Origin of the sequence: Pseudonocardia sp. EC080619-01 (assembly GCF_001420995.1) — a bacterium.
Lineage (GTDB): Bacteria > Actinomycetota > Actinomycetes > Mycobacteriales > Pseudonocardiaceae > Pseudonocardia.
Map to the genome: position 1 here is coordinate 1,844,201 of NZ_CP012184.1, position 17,956 is coordinate 1,862,156.

Sequence of the window (17,956 nt, forward strand, 5' to 3'; positions counted from 1 at the left end):
CGGCCCCGATGGACTGGGCGCGAGCGCTGAGGGGGTCAGGTACCCCCTCGGCGCCCGGGAACGGACGCACCTGTGGACTTGTGGAACCACGCGATCGGGCCGGAGATCATCGGGACGGCGGTCCCACCGCTCTCCGGGGACACGTCTCCCCCGGCGCGGAACGAGGTCGCAGCGGTCAGCCGGACCCCCTGCGGCCGACGGCGCACCCCGGAGCCGACCAGGTCGGCGAGGGCAGCGTGGGCGACCGCGTGCGGCACGACGGTCAGCGGCTCGCAGGCCACGGCGGTATCGATCGACGCGACGCCGACCGTCATCTCGGTCGTGCCCATGTCGATCACCTCCTCCGTGGTCCCGCCGTACGGTCTCCCGCGCGACGCATGCGTGAGCGGAGCGCTGCCCCACTCGGTGCCGATGACACTAGAAGCGCAGCGCAGACCGCTGCAACCGATTATTCGAAAGTCTCTCCGGAAGTTCACCCACGGCGGACCGAAGGTGGGTCCGGCGAGGGTCAGCGCTCCTCGTCGTGGTCGGCGAGCAGCCGCAGGACGTCGTCGCCGTACCGGTCGAGCTTGGCCGCACCGATGCCGGGGATCCCGACCAGCGCCGACGGTCCGGACGGCCGCTGCTCGGCGATCGCGGTGAGCGTCGCGTCGGTGAGGACGACGAAGGCCGGCACGTCCTGCTGCTTCGCCTCGCCCGCGCGCCACTGCTTGAGCCGGTCCAGCAGCTCCAGGTCCACGTCGGACGGGCAGTCGTCACAGCGCAGGAGCTTGGTCGCGGCGCTCCCGAACAGCGGGGACCCGCAGACCCGGCACTTCGGGCGGGCGGCGCCGGGCCGGCGCTCGCCGGCGACCCGGGACGCGGGGTGCGAGTCCGGGATCAGTCCGTAGAGGAACCGGGACCGGCGCCGTTTCGGGCCGCGCCCCGACGCCCGCGACAGCGACCAGGACATCGACAGCACCCGGCGGGCGCGCGTGACCCCGACGTAGAACAGCCGCCGCTCCTCCTCGACGGCGTGCTCGTCGTCGCCGGCGTGGCCGATCGGGAGCGTCCCATCGGCGAGGCCGACGAGGAACACCGCGTCCCACTCCAGGCCCTTCGCCGCGTGCAGCGACGCGAGCGTCACCCCCTGCACCACCGGGGCCTGCGCCGAGTCGGCCCGGGTGTCGAGCTCGGCACACAGCCGGGTCAGGTCGGCCTGCGGCTCGATCGCGGCGAGCTCCTCGGCCACCCCGACCAGTGCGAGCAGCGACTCCCACTGGGCACGCAGGGTGGCGCCCTTCGGCGGCTCGTCGGTGAGCCCGGCGCGGGCGCCGAGCACGGCGCGCGTCACGTCGACGAGATCGGTACCCGGCCGCTGGTCGGGCGCGGCGCCGCGCAGCGCGATCATCGCCCGGCGGACCTCCGGGCGGGCGAAGAACCGTTCACCGCCGCGCACCTGGTACGGCACGCCCGCGTCGGAGAGCGCCTGCTCGTACGCCTCGGACTGGGCGTTGATCCGGAACAGCACCGCGATCTCGGACGGCTCCGTCCCGTCGTTGAGGAGCGTCAGGATCCGGCCGGCGACGGCGGCGGCCTCGGCCGGCTCGTCGTCGTGCTCGGAGAAGTCCGGATCGGGCCCGGGCGGGAGCTGCCCGACGAGCTGCAGCCGCGACCCGGCGGGCCGGTGCCGCGCGGCCCCGATCAGCTGGTTGGCGCAACCGACGATCTGCGGGGTGGACCGGTAGTCGCGCTGCAGCCGGACGACGGCCGCGCCGGGGAACCGGCGCGGGAACTCCAGCAGGTAGCGCGGCGAGGCGCCGGCGAAGGTGTAGATCGTCTGGTTCGCGTCGCCGACGACCGTGAGGTCGTCCCGCTCGCCGAGCCAGGCGTCGAGCAGCCGCTGCTGCAGCGGCGTGACGTCCTGGTACTCGTCGACGACGAAGCAGCGGTACCGCGAGCGGAACTCCTCGGCGACCCCGGCGTGCTCCTCGAGCGCGACGGCCGTGTGCAGCAGCAGGTCGTCGAAGTCGAGCACCTCGGCGGCGTTCTTGAGCTCCTCGTAGGCGGCGTAGACCTGGGCGACCTGGTCGGCGGGGCCGGGGGTGTCCCGCTTGCGGCGAGCGGCCTCGGCCGCGTAGTCGACCGGGGCGACCAGCGACGACTTCGCCCACTCGATCTCGGAGCTCAGGTCGCGCAGTGCGTCGGAGTCGGTGCCGACCCTGGCCCGGGCGGCGGCCTGGCCGACCAGCCGGAACTTGCCGTCGAGCAGCGGCCAGGGCGACCCGCCGATCACCTGCGGCCAGAAGTAGCGGAGCTGGCGCAGGGCCGCCGCGTGGAAGGTCCGTGCCTGCACCCCACCGGCGTCGAGCTGCCGGAGCCGGGTCCGGAGCTCGCCGGCCGCGCGCGCGGTGAAGGTGACGGCGAGGACCTGCCCGGCGACGACGTGGCCCTGCCCCACCAGGTGCGCGATCCGGCGGGTGATCGTGCGGGTCTTGCCGGTGCCGGCACCTGCCAGCACGCAGACCGGGCCCCGTGGCGCGGTGACGGCCTCGCGCTGCTCGGGATCCAGCCCGTCCGCCCCCGTGGGGCTCTCCGGTCCCGGTGCCGCCCCGGTCCGGGTCGCACGAGCGGGACGGGGAGCAGAGGTTCGGGACGGCACCCACCCATCCTGACACCCGCCACCGACGCTTCCGGGGCGACCACCGGCCACGACGTGTCGCGGCCCACGGAAGATCGGGGGATCCCCGGTCGTTGTGCACGGTATGGCGGACCTGACGATGTACACGACCGGCTGGTGCGGCTTCTGCCGCCGGCTCAAGCTGCAGCTCGACGAGGCCGGGATCGGCTACCGCGAGATCGACATCGAGCGCGAGCCCGACGCGGTCGCGTTCGTCGAGAAGGCCAACGGCGGCAACCGCACCGTCCCCACCGTCGTCTTCCCCGACGAGTCGGTGGCGACCAACCCCAGCTTCGCGGAGGTCCAGCGGCGTCTCGCCGCCTGACCCCCTACGGAACTCCCACCACGGAGCGCGGCGGCCCGGGCGTGTGCCCGGGCCGCCGCCGTGTTCCTGGCCGGGGTCCGCTCAGCCGCCCGCGGCGGCCCAGGACTCCAGCATCGTGCGCGCGATCGAGACCGTCCCCGGGAGCATGACGACCGGGTCGGTCCGGTCCGGGGCGCCGGCATCGTCACGGGTGTCGTCACGGGAACCCCAGTCCCCGCGGGCCAGTGCCTCCCGCAGCCGGTCGCGGGTGATCCAGAGCGCGTCGGCGATCTCGCCGTCCTGCGGGCGCAGCGGCACGTCCGGGTCGCCGACCGCGTGGAAGCCGACCATCAGCGAACGCGGGAACGGCCAGGCCTGGCTGCCCAGGTACCGGACGTCGGTCACGTCGATGCCGACCTCCTCGCCGATCTCGCGGTGCACGCAGGCCTCCAGGGACTCGCCGGACTCGACGAACCCGGCGAGCACCGAGTAGCGCCCGACCGGCCACACCGGCTGGCGGGCGAGCAGCACGCGGTCGGCGCCGTCGTGCACCAGGCAGATGATCGCCGGATCGGTGCGGGGGTACTCCTCGTGCCCGTTCTCGCAGATCCGGGCCCAGCCTGCGGCGTGCGGACGCGTGCGGGTGCCGTCGACCGCGCAGAACCGGGCACGGTCGTGCCAGTTCAGGGTGGCCACGGCACCGGTGAGCAGCCCGGCCCCGAGCGGGTCGAGGAACGCGCCCGCGGCCCGCAGGTCCGCCCACTCCCCCGGGTCGTCCGCGGCGATCCAGGCCGGGCCGCCGCGCGCCGCCCAGTACGGGACGCCGTCGCGTTCGCCGAGCAGCACGGCCTCGGCCGGGGGCTCGGCGGCGAGGTCGGCACCCGCACGGGTGCGGACCTGCCCGTTCCGGCCGGCGGCGTCGTCCCAGGCGGCGGCGTCCGTCTCGCGGAACGACCGGCCCGGCCCGACCTCCCAGTCGACGGGCGTGCGCCCCGCCTCGTCGACCACGACGACGCGGGCCTTCGCCCAGGTCTCCTGCAGCCAGGCCGGATCGGCACGCCGGTTCTCGTCGCGGTCCAGCGCGTTGCGGGACAGGACCGGCTGTTCGGTCAGGTCGAGGTCACCGGGGCTCACGCGTCCGCCTCCGCCCGCCGGACCCCGCCGAGCGCGGTCAGCCGCGGTCCGACGACGTCCGCGTCACCGACGATCACGCCGGTGAACCGGGGCGGCGCGAACATCTCCGCCGCGACCTCGGCGACCTCGTCCACGGTGACCTCCTCCAGGCGTCGCGGACGGTCGCGGAGCCACTCGATGTCCAGTCCCGCCGCGTCGAGCGCGGACAGCGTCCCCGCCAGCGCGGACTGGCTGTCCAGCGACACGAGCAGCGAGCCGATCGCGTACCGGCGGGCCGAGGTGACCTCCTGCTCGGTCGGCGGGACGGCGACCATCCGGCCCAGCTCGTAGCGGGTCTCGAGCAGGGCGGCCGCGGTGACGTCCGAGGCGACGTCGGCGTCGAGGCCGAGCACCGCCCCGCCGGGGACGAACTCCTGCCCCGAGTGCGCCCCGTAGGTGTAGCCCTTGTCCTCGCGGATGTTCTCCATCCAGCGCGACGAGAAGTAGCCGCCGAACACCAGGTTCGCGATCTGGAAGGCGGTGTAGCGCTCGTCGGTGCGGTCCAGGCCGGGCGCGGTGAGCCGGAGCTGGGACTGGACCGACCCGGGCCGGTGCACGAGCTGGACGTCACCGACCGGCGGCACCGGCGGCTCGTCCAGCCGCCGTGCGGGATGGTCGCCGGTCCAGCCGCCGAGCCGGCGGGCGACCTCGTCGATCGCGGACTCGGGGTCGATGTCGCCGACGAGCACCAGTCGCGCACCGTCGGGGACGACGACGTCGGCGTGCAGGGCGCGCACCCGCTCCGGGGTGATCCCGGCGACGGCCTCGGCGGTGGGCATCTCGGAGACGATCGGGTGGTCGCCGAAGCGGCGGCGCATCAGCGCCTCGCGGGCGACGGTGCGTGGCTGGGCGCGGGCGACCGCGATCCGCTCGACGAGCCGGGCACGTTCGCGGAGCACCTCGTCGTCGGCGTGGGTGGCGCCGGTGAGCACGTCGGCCAGCACGTCGAGCACGACGGGGAGGCCGGACGCCAGCGCGGACCCGCCGGCCTGCAGCCACTCGGGATCGACACCGACACCCAGCTCGGCACCGACAGCGGCGAGGTCGTCGTCGAGCCCGACCCGGTCCCGGCCCGCGGTGCCGGTCAGCAGCGTCTCGGCGAGGACCTCGGTGCCCGCCGTCCAGCCGGCGTCGGCGGTGGGCCCGGCGGAGGCGGCCGGGATCCGGAGCAGGGTCTCGACCATCGGCACGCCCGGCCGGCGGGCGGCGAGCACCGTCAGCCCGTTCGGCAGCGTCCGGGTGACGACCTCGGGCAGCGGCACCTGCTCGGTGTGGCCGAGATCGGGCAGCGCGCGCGGGCCGCGCTCGGTGCGGCCGATCTCCTCGGCGCTGCGGTGGGTGCGGGTGGCGCTCACGCGGCACTCCCCTCTTCCCGGTCGTCGCCGGCGGCGGGCTCGACGGTCAGCACCGCGCGGCCCGCGGAACGGAGCCGGGCCGCGGCGGCGGCGACGTCGGACGTGGTCAGGGCGGCCAGCCGGGCGGGCAGCTCGAGGGTCAGCTCGGCGCGGCCGTAGAGCAGCTCCCGGGCGCCGAGGCCGAGCATCCGGTACATCACCCGGTCGTCCTCCCGGTGCAGGGCCGCGGACCAGCGCGCGGACTGGCGCGCGAGCTCGTCGGTGCCGGGGCCCTGCTCGGCGAGCCGGTCCAGCTCCTCGTCGACCGCGGTGATCACCCGGTCCGCGGGGACGTCCGCCGGGTGCACGGCGGTGATGGTGAAGGTGTCGGGGTCGCGGGCGTCGAAGGGACCACCCATCAGTCCGTTCGACGCCGAGACGTCGGTGACCAGGCCCGTCCCGTCGGCGCCGCCGTGCACGAGGCGCCGCTGCAGCCGGGCCGCCTCGCCGTCGGTGAGGACGGAGGCGAGCATCGCGTGCGCGAGGTAGCCGTCGGGGTCGGCCGCCGGGTCGGGGACCCGGTGGCCGAGCGCGAGCGCGGGCAGCGGGGCGTGCGCGTCGGTCACGCTCTGCCGGCGCTCGGTGCCGGGGGACGGCTCGGCGAACGACGGGCGGGACGGCACCGGCCGGGCCGGGATGTCGCCGAAGTGGCGCTCCACCAGGGCGAGGGTGCCGTCGACGCCGTGCCCGCCGAGGTCGCCGTGCACGGTGACCAGCGCGTTGCCGGGGGCGTAGAAGGTGTCGAAGAACGCGGCCGCGTCGTCCAGGCTCGCCTGCTCGAGCTCGGAGAAGTCGCCGTAGCCGTTGTGCGCGTTCGGGAAGGTGTCGTAGAGGACCGGCGGCAGCAGGATCCACGGGAACCCCCCGTAGGGGCGGTTGTGGACGTTGAGCCGGATCTCCTCCTTGACGACGTCGACCTGGTTGCGCAGGTTCTCCACCGTCAGCCGGGGGGCGCGGAGCCGGTCGGCCTCCAGGAACAGGGCGCGCTCCAGCGCCGCGCCGGGCAGCACCTGGAAGTAGTCGGTGTAGTCCTGGTGGGTCGAGCCGTTGAAGATCCCGCCCGCGGCCTGGACCTGGCGGAAGTGCTCCAGCTTGTCCAGGCTCTCGCTGCCCTGGAACATCAGGTGCTCGAACAGGTGCGCGAACCCGGTGCGACCCTCGGGCTCGGAGCGGAAGCCGACGTCGACGTGCACCGAGACCCCGACCACCGGGGTGGCCGGGTCGGGGACGACGAGCACGCGCAGCCCGTTCGGCAGCGTCGCCCGATGCAGTGCGAGTGCGGGTCTCTCGGCGATCACGGACACGGGGGCGAGGCTATCCCCGCCCCCGGCCGGGTGCCCGGTCAGGCGGGGGGCAGCACCACGAACTGGCGCAGGCCCAGGTCCCGGTAGGTGACGGGGCCGCGCGGACCGGGCGTGTGGTCGACGTTGATCCCGGTCTCCGGCAGGCCGAGCAGCTTGTAGCCGTCGAGCAGCCGGGACGGCGCGTTCCAGAACACACCGGTGCCGGTGTAGCGGTCGATGAACCGCCGGGCGACCTCCTCGTCGGAGGCACAGATCGTCGCCGCCAGCCCGGAGGTCTCGCGGGCGGCGGTGTCGGCGGCGTCGTCCGGCCCGTCGACGGGGGCGACGGTCACGTGCGCCTCGGCGCCGGAGTCGAGCGCCCACTCGTGGCCCAGCCGGTGCGCGTGCGGCGGCTCGGACAGCGCGACGCCGCGGGCGTCCAGCGCGGCCCTGGCGACCGGGAGCAGCGTGTCGTAGACGGGCCGGTCGATGAGCAGCAGGTTCAGCCGGTTGCAGACGCCGAGCCGGTCCGTGGAGTCGGTGACCAGGCGCGTCACGTCCGCCTCGGACGCCGACGAGTCCAGGTACAGCACCCCGCCGCCGTCGGCGTGCGCGAGGATCCGGGTCCCCGCGGTCGCGCCGAGCAGCGACAGCTTGCGCGTCACCTCGCCCGACCCGCGGACGACGACCAGCGGCACCAGGTCCGGCAGCCCGACGAGTGCCTCGGCACCGGCGTGTCCGGGCAACGGGACGAGCTGCACGGCCGCCTCGGGGAGCCCGGCCTCGGCCAGCGCCGGCCGGAGGATCGTCTCGACGAGCGCGGTGGCGCTGCCGAGCGCGGCCGACCCGGTGCGCAGGACGGCGGCGCTGCGGGCCTTGAGCACCTGCGAGGCGACGTCGACGGTCACGTTCGGCCGGGCCTCGAACACCGCGCCGATGACGCCGACCGGGATCCGCCGCTCGAACACACGCTCACCGGTCTCGAGGGTGCGGACCGGCCACTCGGCAGGCGGCTCCGGCGTCGCGGCGAGCACCTCCAGCTGGGTGGCGATCCCGGCGAGGCGCTCCTCGGTCAGCCGCAGCCGGTCCAGCAGCCCGGCGGCCATGCCGTTCGCCTCGGCCGCCTCGACGTCGGCTGCGTTGATCTCGAGCAGCTCGGGACCGCGGTCGCGGATCAGCGCGGCGGCCGCCCGGAGCGCGTCGTCGATCCTCCCCTCGCCGGCGGCGCGGACGGCCGGGGCGGCGGCACGGGCGCGCTGCGCGGCCTCGCGGACGGCGGCGTGCTCCGGCGCCTCGGCGGTGGACTGCCCGGGATCGGTGACGGTGCTGCTCACGCGGTCAGGGTAGGCGTCGATCCCGCGACGCCGTCAGAGCGGCTCCGGGACCGCGTAGACGACGATGTTCGACTCGTAGCTCCCGGTCGCCGGGTCGAAGACCCCGCCGCACGTGACGAGCACGAGCTGCGGGCTGCCGTCGCGCCGGAAGACGTCACGGGGCAGGTCGTGCTTGCCGTACTCCCGCCGGGCGGCGACCCGGAAGGTCGCGGCGCGGCCGTCGGCGCCCCGGACGACGACGGGTTCCCCCGCGGTGAGCTGCGGCAGCACCGCGAGCACGCCGACGCCCTGGGTCCGCGAGTCGACGTGCCCGGCGATCACCGAGCTGCCGGCGGCCCCGCCGGGGAGGACGCCGGGGGCCCACCAGCCGACCGTCCGGACCTCCTCCGGGACGACCATCCCGCCGTTCGGGCCGGTGCCGACGGCGTCGACCGGCGCGGTGACACCGCGGGCCGGGAGTTCCAGGGTCGCCGGGACGACCGGGGACGGCGGCTCGCCGGGACCGGGCCCGGTGGGCGGGTAGATCGGCGAGACCGTCCACGGCTGCTGCGCGGCGATCGCCGGCGGGCCGGCCCGGCGCGGGGTCTCGGCGGCCGGGACGCCCGGGCCGGGGAGCGGGCGGGCCGGGTCACCGGCGGGCGCAGCGGGATTCCCCGGTCCGCCGGGAACGTCCGGGGACAGGGCTGCGGCCGGCACAGGAGGGGCGGGCCGGGCGGCGGCCGGGTCCGGGCCGAGCGGCACGGTGGGCGCGGTCGGCGCGGCGGGAGTGCCCTGGGCAGCCGGCGCGGGTGGGGCTGCAGGATCGGACGGGGTGGCCGGCGCGGGAGGGGGCGAGCCCGGCAGGTCCGCGACATCCGGTGCCCCGACGACGGGGTCGGGCCGGGCGAGCACCGGTAGCGCCTCCGAGGCGGGCACCGCCCGCACCCCGCCGGACATCGGTGCGGGCACCGACCCCAGGTCCTCGGCGACGATCCGCGGATCGTCGCCGAGGGCGAGTCCGGCACCGGCACCCAGCAGGGCGACGCCGGAGAGCAGCAGGGCCGCCGCTCCCCGGACACCGCCGCGCGGGTGCCGGTGCCGGGCGGTCACGCGCGGGAGCGGCGCAGCCGGATCAGACCGGCGCCGAGCAGCAGCAGACCGGCACCACCGAGGGCGGCCGGCAGCACCGCGTCGGACGCCGACGCGGCCTGGCCGCCGGTACCGGCGTCGACCGCCGGGGCGCCGCCCTGGCCCGCACCGTTGCCGGAGCCGTTGCCCGAGCCGTTGCCCGCGCCCTCCTGGCCGGAGCCGTCACCGGAGCCCGAGCCACCTGCGCCGGCACCCGCGTCCGGTCCGGCGGCCTGGCCGGCGCCGTCGCCGGCACCGTCACCGGAGCCACCGGCCGCGTCGCCGGAGCCGTCGGCACCCGGGGTCGCGGCACCGGCCGCGGCGGCGGCCTCGTCCAGCTTGGTCTTCAGCGCACCGAGGTTGGTCAGCTGCGCGCGGGCCTGGTCCAGCTGCTCCGGCGGCAGGCCGGGCACGTTCAGCAGGCCCTGGGCCTGGTCGTTGAGCTGGCCGACCTGCTCCTGGGCGGCCTGCAGCCAGCCCTGGTCGAACTGCTCACCGGTGCGGGCCTTCAGGTCGTCGACCTGGGCCTGGATCTCCGGCGAGACCTGGTCGGGCAGCGAGACGCCGACCGAGGACGCCAGGCCACGCAGCTTGTCGTTGAGCTGCTGGCCCTCGCCCTGCACCTGCGGCGCGAGGTCCTTGACCTGCTGGCCGACGCCCTGCTCCAGGCCGACGCCACCCAGCGCGGCGAGGCCGAGCGCCTTCTGGTGCGCGTCCCCGAAGGCCTGGCGCGGGTCCCCGACGCCGGGAACCTGCGGCAGCTCGGTCGGGATGTTCGGGACCTGCGGCGTCTCGCCACCGCAGGCGGTCAGGCCGACGAGTGCGATCGCGGCGACGGACGCCCCGACGGTCCGGGTCATGCGCTTCGACGAAGTTGTCACGATCTTCCCCCGAGAGTAGCGGTCCACATGCGGTGGGCTACCAGCGATACTCCGAACGTTGCAACTCGAACCACTCCATCGGCAGTAATCGTCCGGCGAGCGGCTATCTGCGCCCGCCCAGCGGGGCGGGCGCGGACGGCGGCGGGACGACGGGACCGGTGTCGCCGTCCGGGGCGGAGTCCAGGTCCAGGACGACGGGTGCGTGGTCGCTCGGCGACCTACCCTTCCGTGCCTTCCGGTCCACCCACACCGCCGCCCGGCGGCCCGCGGGATCCTCCCCGGCGAGCACGAGGTCGATCCGCATGCCCTGGTCCTGGTGGAAGCGCCCGGCGCGGTAGTCCCAGTAGGTGAACACCCGCTCGTCCGGCCAGCGGTCGCGCAGCACGTCGTGCAGCCCGGCCCCGACGAGACCCGCGAGCGCCTCGCGCTCGGCCGGCGTGACGTGGGTGGCGCCGTCGAACTGCGAACGGTCCCAGACGTCGTCGTCGGTGGGGGCGATGTTCACGTCCCCGGCGACGACGGTCGTCGCCGGGTCGCCCGCCACGACCTGGTCGCGCAGGGCCGCCAGCCAGCGCAGCTTGTAGGCGTAGTGCGGGTCGGACGGTTCGCGCCCGTTCGGGACGTACACCGACGTCACCCGCAGCCCGCCGCAGGTGGCGGTGACCGCGCGGGCGTCGGGCACGTCGAGCCCGCCCTCGCTGAAGACGGGCTCGCCGGGCAGACCCCGCACGACGTCGTCGAGCCCGGCCCGGGACAGCACCGCGACGCCGTTCCACCGGCCCTGGCCGTGGTGCGCGACCGCGTAGCCGCGCGCGGCCAGCTCGTCGTCGAAGGTGGCGGCGAAGTCGTCGTCGGACAGCTTCGTCTCCTGCAGGCAGACGACGTCCGGCTCCCGCTCGTCGAGCCACGGCAGCAGCCGCGGCAGCCGGGATTTCGCCGAGTTCACGTTCCAGGTGGCGAGGCGCACGGGACGGGACCCTACGAGAGGAACCGCCGCACCGAACGCCGGATGCCCGCGACGTCGAGCCCGTGCGCCGCGTCGTGGTCGTCCGGGTCGCCGTAGCGCCGCAGCTCGGCACGGGACACACCGAGACCGAGCAGCCGGTGCCGCACCCCGTCCAGTGCGTCGGCGATAACCCGCGACGAGGTGCCCGCCAGGTAGGGCTCGACGAGCACGACGTCCGGCTCGGAGAGCGTCGCCCGCAGCGTCGCGCCGTCGAACGGCCGGACGGTCGGCGCGTAGAGCACCGTGACGTCGAGGTCCGCGACGGCGGCGAGGGTGCGGTCCGCGAGCGGGCCCACCGCGACGACCGTGCCGCGGCTCCCCCGCCGCAGCACCGTCATACCCGGGCCGGTGCTCAGCGCGGCCGCGTTCGACGCGCCGGAGAGCCGGACGTAGACGCGGTCGTCGCCGGGCAGCGCGGCCCGCAGCTGCGCCTCGGCCTCGTCGGCGTGGCCGGGGACGTGCACCGTCCAGCCGTCGAGGGTGTCGAGCAGCGCGACGTCACGGGAGCCGAAGTGGGTCTCCCCCGCCCCCGCCATGTCGTACGACGCACCCGCCGAGACCAGCAGCGCGCCGGTGTCCTGGTGCCCGAGGTCGAGCTTGAGCTGCTCGTACGGCCGCTCGACGAGGAACGGCGCGAACGTGTGCACGATCGGCCGCATCCCGGTGAGCGCGAGCCCGCCGGCAGCCGACACGAGCAGCTGCTCGCGGATCCCGAGGTTGACCACGCGCCGCGCGAGCCGGTCCGGGAGGTCGACGTAGCCGGCCCCGATGTCGGCGAGCAGGGCCACCGCCCGCGATTCGGCGTCGAGGAGCTCCGGGAGGAGCGCGTAGAAGCGTTCCCGCTGGTCGACGGGCCGGTGCGTCACGGTGTGCAGAGCAAAGGCGGTCATGAGGGGGTCCCCTTCGGCTCGACGTGGGCGACGACGGCGAGCGGCCGGTCGTCGTGCGGCGTGCCGAACGCACGCTCCAGGTCGTCGTGGTCACGGCCGTCGGCGTCGGCGGTCACCCAGCCCTCGACGGCGAAGCGCGCGGCGATCCCGCCCGGCCACCCGTGCGACGCGGAGCGGTTGTCGATCACGACGGCGGTCAGCCCGGCGAGCCCCGCCCGCCCGGCGTACTGGATCGCCTCGGCGTTCGAGCCCTCGTCGAGCTCGGCGTCGCCGACGAGGACGACGGTCCGCGCCGCCCGGCCCTGCAACCGGAGCCCGAGCGCGGTGCCCACGGCCAGCCCGAGCCCGTGCCCGAGGGAGCCCGAGGAGATCTCCACTCCCGGCACGAGCGTGCGGTCCGGGTGGTGGCCGAGGTCCGAGTCGTAGGTCGCGAACCCGTCCAGCGCGGCCGGGTCGAGGAACCCCCGCGCGGCCAGGACGGCGTAGAGCGCCATCGGCCCGTGCCCCTTGGAGAGCAGGAACCGGTCCCGGTCCGGGTCGCCCGGGTGCGCGGGGTCGACCCGCAGGACGCGGTCGTAGAGGACGCGGAGCACGTCCAGGGTCGAGGTGGCGGCGGGCTCGTGCTTCTCGTCGCCGGTCATCCGGGTCATCAGCCCCGTGATCCCGGCGGTGGTCCCGGAGGTTCCGGTGGTCGCTGTCGTCATGCGGACCACCGCGCGACCTGAAGCTCGGTTCAGGTCAAGGATTTCCGATCAGTCGTCCTCGGGCGGGGTCGCCTTGCGGACGTAGAGCAGCTGGTCCCCGCGCTCGAGCGCGTCGACGGCGGCGGAGTCGACCCGGTAGAGCTGGTCGCCGCGGACGACGCCGAGCACGATGTCGGGCAGGTGCCGCGGCGACCCGCCCACCTCGGCCGGCTCGACCTGGCGCTGGGTGATGGCGAACCCGGCGTCCGGGGTGAGCAGGTCCTCGACCACCTCGACGACGGCCGGGGACCGGGTCGCGACGCCGAGCAGCCGGCCCGCCGTCTCGTCGGAGACGATCACCGAGCTCGCCCCGGACTGCCGCAGCAGGTGCACGTTCTCCGCCTCGCGCACCGCTGCGACGATCGAGATCGAGCGGGACAGCTCGCGGGCGGTGAGCGTGACCAGCACCGCGGTGTCGTCCCGGTCCAGCGCGACGACCAGCGTCGTCGCCAGCTGCACCCCGGCGATCCGGAGCACCGCCGACCGGGTCGCGTTCCCGGACACGGTCACCAGCCCCAGCCCGGACGCGACGTCGAGCCGGGCCCGGTCGGTGTCGACGACGACGATCTTCTCGGGCTCGACGCCGTCGCCCAGCAGCGTCTCCACGGCAGCCCGGCCCTTGGTGCCGTAGCCGACGACGACGGTGTGCTCGCGCACGCGCGACCTCCAGCGCTGGATCCGGAACGACTGGCGCGAGCGCTCGGTGAGCAGCTCGACGGTCGTCCCGACGAGAACGATCAGGAACAGCACCCGCAGCGGGGTGACGACGGCGATGTTGATCGCCCGCGCGCTCGGGCTGACCGGGACGATGTCGCCGTAGCCGGTCGTCGACAGCGACACCGTCGCGTAGTACAGCGCGTCCATCAGCGAGATCTCGCCCGCGCCGTTGTTGTCGAGGTAGCCGTCGCGACCGAAGTAGACGATCAACGTCGTCGCGCCCAGCGCGAACAACGCGATCACCAGCCGGGTCACCAGGGAGCGGACCGGGCTCGACCGCGCGTCCGGCATCCGCAGCGCGCCCTCGGCGTGCGGATCGAGCGCGGCGAGGCGGGAGGAGCCGATCACGTGCGGCAGGCTAGCCCCGTGTCCCGCGGGACGGGCCCCGCGGGCCCTATCCTGACCGGGTGCCGGCCGACGAGGACTCCGATCGTGGCGCGCGTGTGCCGGGCGGGCGCACCTCCCTGCGCCCCCGGCTCACCGGGCGGTTCCGGTCCGCGACGACTCCCCCGTCGGACCCGGCCGAGGTGCTCGAGGCCGGTGTCGCGGTCGCGGCGGGGCTGCGCGAACCCGCCGGCTCACCGGCCGCGACCGACGCGCTGCGCCGGCTCGCCGGGCTGTGCGGCGCCCGCTCCGCCGGCCTGCTCCTCCCCGGACGTGCGCCCACCTGGTGCGGCCCCGACCGCGAGGCGGGCATCGCACTCGGGCACCGGGCGGGTACCCGGCGGGCCACCGACGGCGAGCTGACGGCGACGGCGCTGGGCACCGATCCCGAGCCACCGGTGCTCGTCCTCGGTGGGGTCACCACGGCCGCCGCCCGGCGGATCTCCGCGTTCGTCGCCGACGCGCTGGAACGTGCCCGCCTCGACGACGGCGCCGCCGAGGCCGAGGCCGCCCGGCTGCGCGAGCTGCGTGCCCAGATCTCGCCGCACTTCGTCTACAACGCGCTCACCACGATCGCCTCGTTCGTGCGCTCGGACCCGGCACGTGCGCGGGACCTGCTGGAGACCTTCGCCGACTTCATCCGGCACTCGCTCGCGGCCCGCGGTGACTACACCCCGCTGGCCGGGGAGTTCCGCTCGGTGGAGGCCTACCTGACGCTCGCACGTGCGGTCCTCGGCGACCGGCTCCGGGTGCAGGTACGGGTGGCGCCGGAGGTGCTGCCGGTGCCGATCCCGGTGCTGGCGCTGCAACCGCTGGTGGAGAACGCCGTGCAGCACGGCGTCGAGCGGACCCAGGACGGCGGGCTGGTCCAGGTCAGCGGCGAGGCCGAGGGGGACGTCTGCGTGATCGCCGTCGAGGACGACGGGCCCGGGATGGCACCCGAGCACGCCCGTGCGGTGCTGGCCGGCACCGCGGAGGGCGCCGGGCTGGCGCTGGTGAACGTCGACCGTCGCCTGCGGGCGGTGTACGGCCCCGAGCACGGCCTGGTCATCGAGACCGCCCCCGGCGCGGGGACCCGGATCGTCCTGCGCGTCCCGCGCTTCCAACCGGGGGTGGTCGTGTGACCGAGACGCCGCTGCGGGTGCTGGCCGTCGACGACGTCGCGCCCGCGCTCGACGAGATCTGCGCGCTGCTCGCCGACGCCCCCGATGTCGGCGAGGTCGCGCGGGCCGGCGACGCCGTCGAGGCGCTGCGCACCATCCCCACCGGCCGGTTCGACGCCGTCTTCCTCGACATCACGATGCCGGGGATGGACGGCCTGGAGCTGGGCGGCGTGCTGGCCGCGATGGCGTCCCCGCCGGAGATCGTGTTCGTCACCGCGTTCGAGGAGCACGCGGTCGCCGCCTACGGCCTCGGTGCCGTCGACTACCTGCTGAAGCCCGTGGGTGCCGACCGGCTCGCCGAGGCGCTGGCCCGGGTGCACCGGGCGCGCGCGGGCCGCACCGTCGCGGGGCCGCCTCCCGCCGAGGACCGGACGGGCGTCACCGGCGGCGGGCCGGCCGTCCCCCGGGTCGACGAGCTCGCGGTGCTGCCGGTGGAGCTGGCCGGGCGGACCCGGTACGTGCGTCGCGAGGACGTGCGGTTCGTCGAGGCGCACGGCGACTACGTCCGGCTGCACACCCCGTCCGGCTCGCACCTGGTCCGCATCCCGCTCTCCCGGCTGGAGGAGCACTGGGACGCCCACCACTTCGTCCGGGTGCACCGCAGCTTCCTGCTGCACCTGCCCGCGGTCCTCGAGCTGCGCAGCGACGCCGGCGGCGGGCTCCTCGCGCACACCGACGCCGGGGACGTCCCGGTCAGCCGCCGGCACGCCCGCGAGCTGCGCGACCAGCTGCTGGCGGCGGCGACCTCGGGGGCGCTGGACGTCCCGGGCCGGGAGCGGGGCCGGGGATGAGCCGCCCGCGCCGGGTCGCCGTGACCGCGCCGCCGGAGCCCGGCGCGCGGGCCGTCGCGGCGCGGCCGGCCCCGGAGCCGGTGCTCGATCCGGAGCTCGCCGCCCGCGCCCGGCGGGTGCGGCGGGCCCAGCTCCGCCGGGCCGGGGTGACGCTGCTGTGCGGGGCGGTGCTGCTGCTCGGGCTGCCGGTGCTGCTGCGGTACGCCCCCGGGCTGGCGCAGTGGCGCGGCGCCGGACTTCCACTGGGCTGGATCGCCGTGGCGTGGCTGCCCTACCCGCTGCTCGCGGTGCTCGCGTGGTGGCACCTGCGCCGGGCGGAGCGGGCCGAGCGGGCCCACTCGTCGTGACCGGGGCCGCCGTCGTCGCGCTGTTGCTGGTCACGGTCCTGATCGGGGCCCGTGGCGTGGCCGCCATGCGCACCACGTCGGACTTCCTGGTGGCGTCGCGGCAGACGTCGCCGATGCTGAACGCGGCGGCGGTCTCCGGTGAGTACCTGTCGGCGGCGTCGTTCCTCGGCGTCGCCGGTCTGGTGATCAAGGAGGGCACCGGGGCGCTCTGGTACCCGGTCGGGTTCACCGCGGGCTACCTGCTGATGCTGGCGCTGGTGGCGGCGCCGATGCGGCGCAGCGGCGCGCTGACCGTGCCCGGGTTCGCCGAGGCGCGGCTGGGGTCGCGGTCGCTGCGCCGGTTCTGCGCGGTGGTCGTCGTCGTGATCGCGGTGCTCTACCTGGTGCCGCAGATCGTCGCGGCCGGCCAGCTCCTGACACTGGTGTCCGGTGTGGACTACTGGGTGGGCGTGGTCGTCTCCGGCCTGGCGGTCGGGATCACGCTGGCCCTGGGCGGGATGCGGGCGGCGACCTACGTGCAGGCGTTCCAGTTCGCCCTCAAGCTGCTCCTGTTCGCCGGACCCGCGATCTGGCTGCTGCTGCTCGCCGGGCCCCAGCTGCGCGACGAGCTGGCCGCCCCGCCGGAGTTCACGCACTTCACCCGGGAGACCCCGGTCGACTTCCGCCTCGACACCGATCTCGTGGTCACCGAGCCGGTCACCGTCGCCGTCGACGGGATCCCTGTCGAACTGACGCCGGGTACCCACCACGCACGCGCCGACCAGGTGTGGCTGTTCCCGGAGGGCGCCCCGGTCCCCGGGCTCGGTGGCGACCGGGCGTCGCTGCCGGTGCCCGGCGGGGAGGACTGGGCGCTGCCGCTGCTCGGCACGGGTGCGACCGCGCCGTTGCTGGCGACCTGGTCGGTGCTGGTCGCGACGGCACTCGGGACGATGGGGCTGCCGCACATCATCGTCCGGTTCCACACCAGCCCGGACGGGCGCGGCGCCCGCCGGACGGCCGCGATCACCGTCGCGCTGCTGGGCACGTTCTACCTGTTCACCATCGTCTACGGGCTGCTGGGGACCGTGCTCACCCCGGAGCTGTACCTCTCGCAGGGCACCGACACGGCGATCGTCACCCTGCCCGGGCGGGTGACCGGCGGTGGGACGGCCGCGGTGCTGACCTCGTTGCTCACCGCCGGTGCGTTCGCCGCGTTCCTGGCCACCTCCCTCGGACTGCTCCTCGCGCTGTCCGGCGCGCTGTCGCACGACCTGATGCCGTCCGGGCTGCGCCGGCTCCGGCTCACCGCCCTGGCCGCCTCGGCAGCTGTCGTCCCGGCCGCGCTGCTGATGGTCCGGGTCGACGTCAGCGCGGCCGTGACCTCGGCGTTCACCGTCGCGGCGTCGACGTTCTGCCCGCTGCTCGTGCTCGGCCTGTGGTGGAAGGGCTTGACCGCGCGCGGCGCGTACGCGGGAATGGTGGCGGGGCTGGTCTGCTCGGCCGGGGCGATGGGACTGGGCGCCACCCTCGGACTGGGCGGAACGGCGGGCATCCTGCTCACCCAACCGGCCCTGTGGTCCGTCCCCCTGTCGTTCGTACTGATGATCGCGGTGTCGCTGGGCGATCACGTTCCGTCGTGGGCGGAAGATACGATGCTCCGGCTCCATCTGGCGGACCGCGAGTAGCGAGGGGGCCGATCCGGCCGATGTCAAGACCGTCGGTCGAATTCTGGTGCGCCCGGCCTGCCGATCGTCGGCCACTCGCCTCACTGTCCGAATCGAGACCGTGTGTGGGGTTCCGC

General features: G+C 75.5%; 17 protein-coding genes. 5 read left to right on the plus strand and 12 right to left on the minus strand.

Annotated features, from left to right (window positions below):
- Nucleotides 1-35 precede the first annotated feature (35 nt).
- Both AD017_RS08505 and AD017_RS08510 read right to left on the minus strand, forming a co-directional pair.
- Nucleotides 36-329 (minus strand): hypothetical protein, encoded by a 294-nt coding sequence (locus AD017_RS08505; protein WP_139316999.1) that lies wholly within the window; start codon nucleotides 327-329, stop codon nucleotides 36-38.
- A 179-nt stretch (nucleotides 330-508) separates the two neighbouring features.
- Nucleotides 509-2,551: an ATP-dependent DNA helicase UvrD2 gene (locus AD017_RS08510; protein ID WP_060576305.1), complete on the minus strand. Its 2,043-nt coding sequence runs from the start codon at nucleotides 2,549-2,551 to the stop codon at nucleotides 509-511.
- 193 nt (nucleotides 2,552-2,744) lie between these two features.
- Between AD017_RS08510 and AD017_RS08515 the strand changes: the two genes are divergently transcribed.
- A complete protein-coding gene (locus tag AD017_RS08515) occupies nucleotides 2,745-2,984 on the plus strand; it encodes a glutaredoxin domain-containing protein (RefSeq protein ID WP_010229460.1) in 240 nt (79 codons plus the stop codon).
- A gap of 81 nt (nucleotides 2,985-3,065) precedes the next feature.
- On the opposite strand, the gene nudC is transcribed toward AD017_RS08515, so the two are convergent.
- The 10 genes from nudC to AD017_RS08565 form a co-directional block, all read right to left on the minus strand.
- Nucleotides 3,066-4,097, minus strand: coding sequence for an NAD(+) diphosphatase (gene nudC / locus AD017_RS08520; protein WP_060573861.1), 1,032 nt, complete (start codon nucleotides 4,095-4,097; stop codon nucleotides 3,066-3,068).
- On the minus strand, nucleotides 4,094-5,491 hold the full coding sequence (locus AD017_RS08525; RefSeq protein WP_060573862.1) for a pitrilysin family protein: 1,398 nt from the start codon (nucleotides 5,489-5,491) through the stop codon (nucleotides 4,094-4,096). The genes nudC and AD017_RS08525 overlap by 4 nt, the downstream gene beginning before the upstream one ends.
- A complete protein-coding gene (locus AD017_RS08530) occupies nucleotides 5,488-6,834 on the minus strand; it encodes a pitrilysin family protein (RefSeq protein ID WP_174521790.1) in 1,347 nt (448 codons plus the stop codon). The genes AD017_RS08525 and AD017_RS08530 overlap by 4 nt, the downstream gene beginning before the upstream one ends.
- A 38-nt stretch (nucleotides 6,835-6,872) precedes the next feature.
- A complete protein-coding gene (locus tag AD017_RS08535) occupies nucleotides 6,873-8,147 on the minus strand; it encodes an aldehyde dehydrogenase family protein (RefSeq protein ID WP_010229451.1) in 1,275 nt (424 codons plus the stop codon).
- Between the two features lie 33 nt (nucleotides 8,148-8,180).
- Complete coding sequence (locus AD017_RS08540; RefSeq protein ID WP_060573863.1) at nucleotides 8,181-9,236, minus strand: class F sortase; 1,056 nt, start codon at nucleotides 9,234-9,236, stop codon at nucleotides 8,181-8,183.
- Nucleotides 9,233-10,114 carry a DUF4142 domain-containing protein gene (locus AD017_RS08545; protein ID WP_060573864.1) on the minus strand — a complete coding sequence of 294 codons (882 nt, stop codon included), beginning with the start codon at nucleotides 10,112-10,114 and terminating at the stop codon, nucleotides 9,233-9,235. Before AD017_RS08545 ends, AD017_RS08540 begins: the two co-directional genes overlap by 4 nt.
- 124 nt (nucleotides 10,115-10,238) lie before the next feature.
- Nucleotides 10,239-11,102, minus strand: coding sequence for an exodeoxyribonuclease III (locus AD017_RS08550; RefSeq protein WP_060573865.1), 864 nt, complete (start codon nucleotides 11,100-11,102; stop codon nucleotides 10,239-10,241).
- Nucleotides 11,103-11,113: 11 nt separating this feature from the next.
- A complete protein-coding gene (locus AD017_RS08555; protein WP_060573866.1) occupies nucleotides 11,114-12,031 on the minus strand; it encodes a transketolase family protein in 918 nt (305 codons plus the stop codon).
- Nucleotides 12,028-12,735, minus strand: a complete 708-nt coding sequence (locus tag AD017_RS08560; protein ID WP_060576307.1) for a transketolase — start codon at nucleotides 12,733-12,735, stop codon at nucleotides 12,028-12,030. The genes AD017_RS08555 and AD017_RS08560 overlap by 4 nt, the downstream gene beginning before the upstream one ends.
- Nucleotides 12,736-12,783: 48 nt before the next feature.
- Nucleotides 12,784-13,839: a TrkA family potassium uptake protein gene (locus AD017_RS08565; protein ID WP_010226530.1), complete on the minus strand. Its 1,056-nt coding sequence runs from the start codon at nucleotides 13,837-13,839 to the stop codon at nucleotides 12,784-12,786.
- Nucleotides 13,840-13,898: 59 nt separating this feature from the next.
- Between AD017_RS08565 and AD017_RS08570 the strand changes: the two genes are divergently transcribed.
- Genes AD017_RS08570 through AD017_RS08585 form a run of 4 tightly spaced genes read left to right on the plus strand, consistent with a single transcriptional unit; the run spans nucleotide 13,899 to nucleotide 17,840 of the window.
- On the plus strand, nucleotides 13,899-14,999 hold the full coding sequence (locus AD017_RS08570) for a sensor histidine kinase (protein ID WP_227012699.1): 1,101 nt from the start codon (nucleotides 13,899-13,901) through the stop codon (nucleotides 14,997-14,999).
- Nucleotides 14,996-15,829 carry a LytTR family DNA-binding domain-containing protein gene (locus AD017_RS08575; protein ID WP_060573867.1) on the plus strand — a complete coding sequence of 278 codons (834 nt, stop codon included), beginning with the start codon at nucleotides 14,996-14,998 and terminating at the stop codon, nucleotides 15,827-15,829. The genes AD017_RS08570 and AD017_RS08575 overlap by 4 nt, the downstream gene beginning before the upstream one ends.
- Nucleotides 15,826-16,176 (plus strand): hypothetical protein, encoded by a 351-nt coding sequence (locus tag AD017_RS08580; RefSeq protein ID WP_060573868.1) that lies wholly within the window; start codon nucleotides 15,826-15,828, stop codon nucleotides 16,174-16,176. The genes AD017_RS08575 and AD017_RS08580 overlap by 4 nt, the downstream gene beginning before the upstream one ends.
- A complete protein-coding gene (locus AD017_RS08585) occupies nucleotides 16,173-17,840 on the plus strand; it encodes a cation acetate symporter (protein ID WP_010242278.1) in 1,668 nt (555 codons plus the stop codon). The genes AD017_RS08580 and AD017_RS08585 overlap by 4 nt, the downstream gene beginning before the upstream one ends.
- Nucleotides 17,841-17,956: the final 116 nt, after the last annotated feature.

Excerpts from the sequence above, each read along its gene's own strand:
- AD017_RS08560 (WP_060576307.1), bottom strand. The coding sequence starts at position 12,735 with ATGACGACAGCGACCACCGGAACCTCCGGGACCACCGCCGGGATCACG.
- AD017_RS08505 (WP_139316999.1), bottom strand. The coding sequence starts at position 329 with ATGGGCACGACCGAGATGACGGTCGGCGTCGCGTCGATCGATACCGCC.
- AD017_RS08545 (WP_060573864.1), bottom strand. The coding sequence starts at position 10,114 with ATGACCCGGACCGTCGGGGCGTCCGTCGCCGCGATCGCACTCGTCGGC.
- AD017_RS08515 (WP_010229460.1), top strand. The coding sequence starts at position 2,745 with ATGGCGGACCTGACGATGTACACGACCGGCTGGTGCGGCTTCTGCCGC.
- AD017_RS08580 (WP_060573868.1), top strand. The coding sequence starts at position 15,826 with ATGAGCCGCCCGCGCCGGGTCGCCGTGACCGCGCCGCCGGAGCCCGGC.
- AD017_RS08555 (WP_060573866.1), bottom strand. The coding sequence starts at position 12,031 with ATGACCGCCTTTGCTCTGCACACCGTGACGCACCGGCCCGTCGACCAG.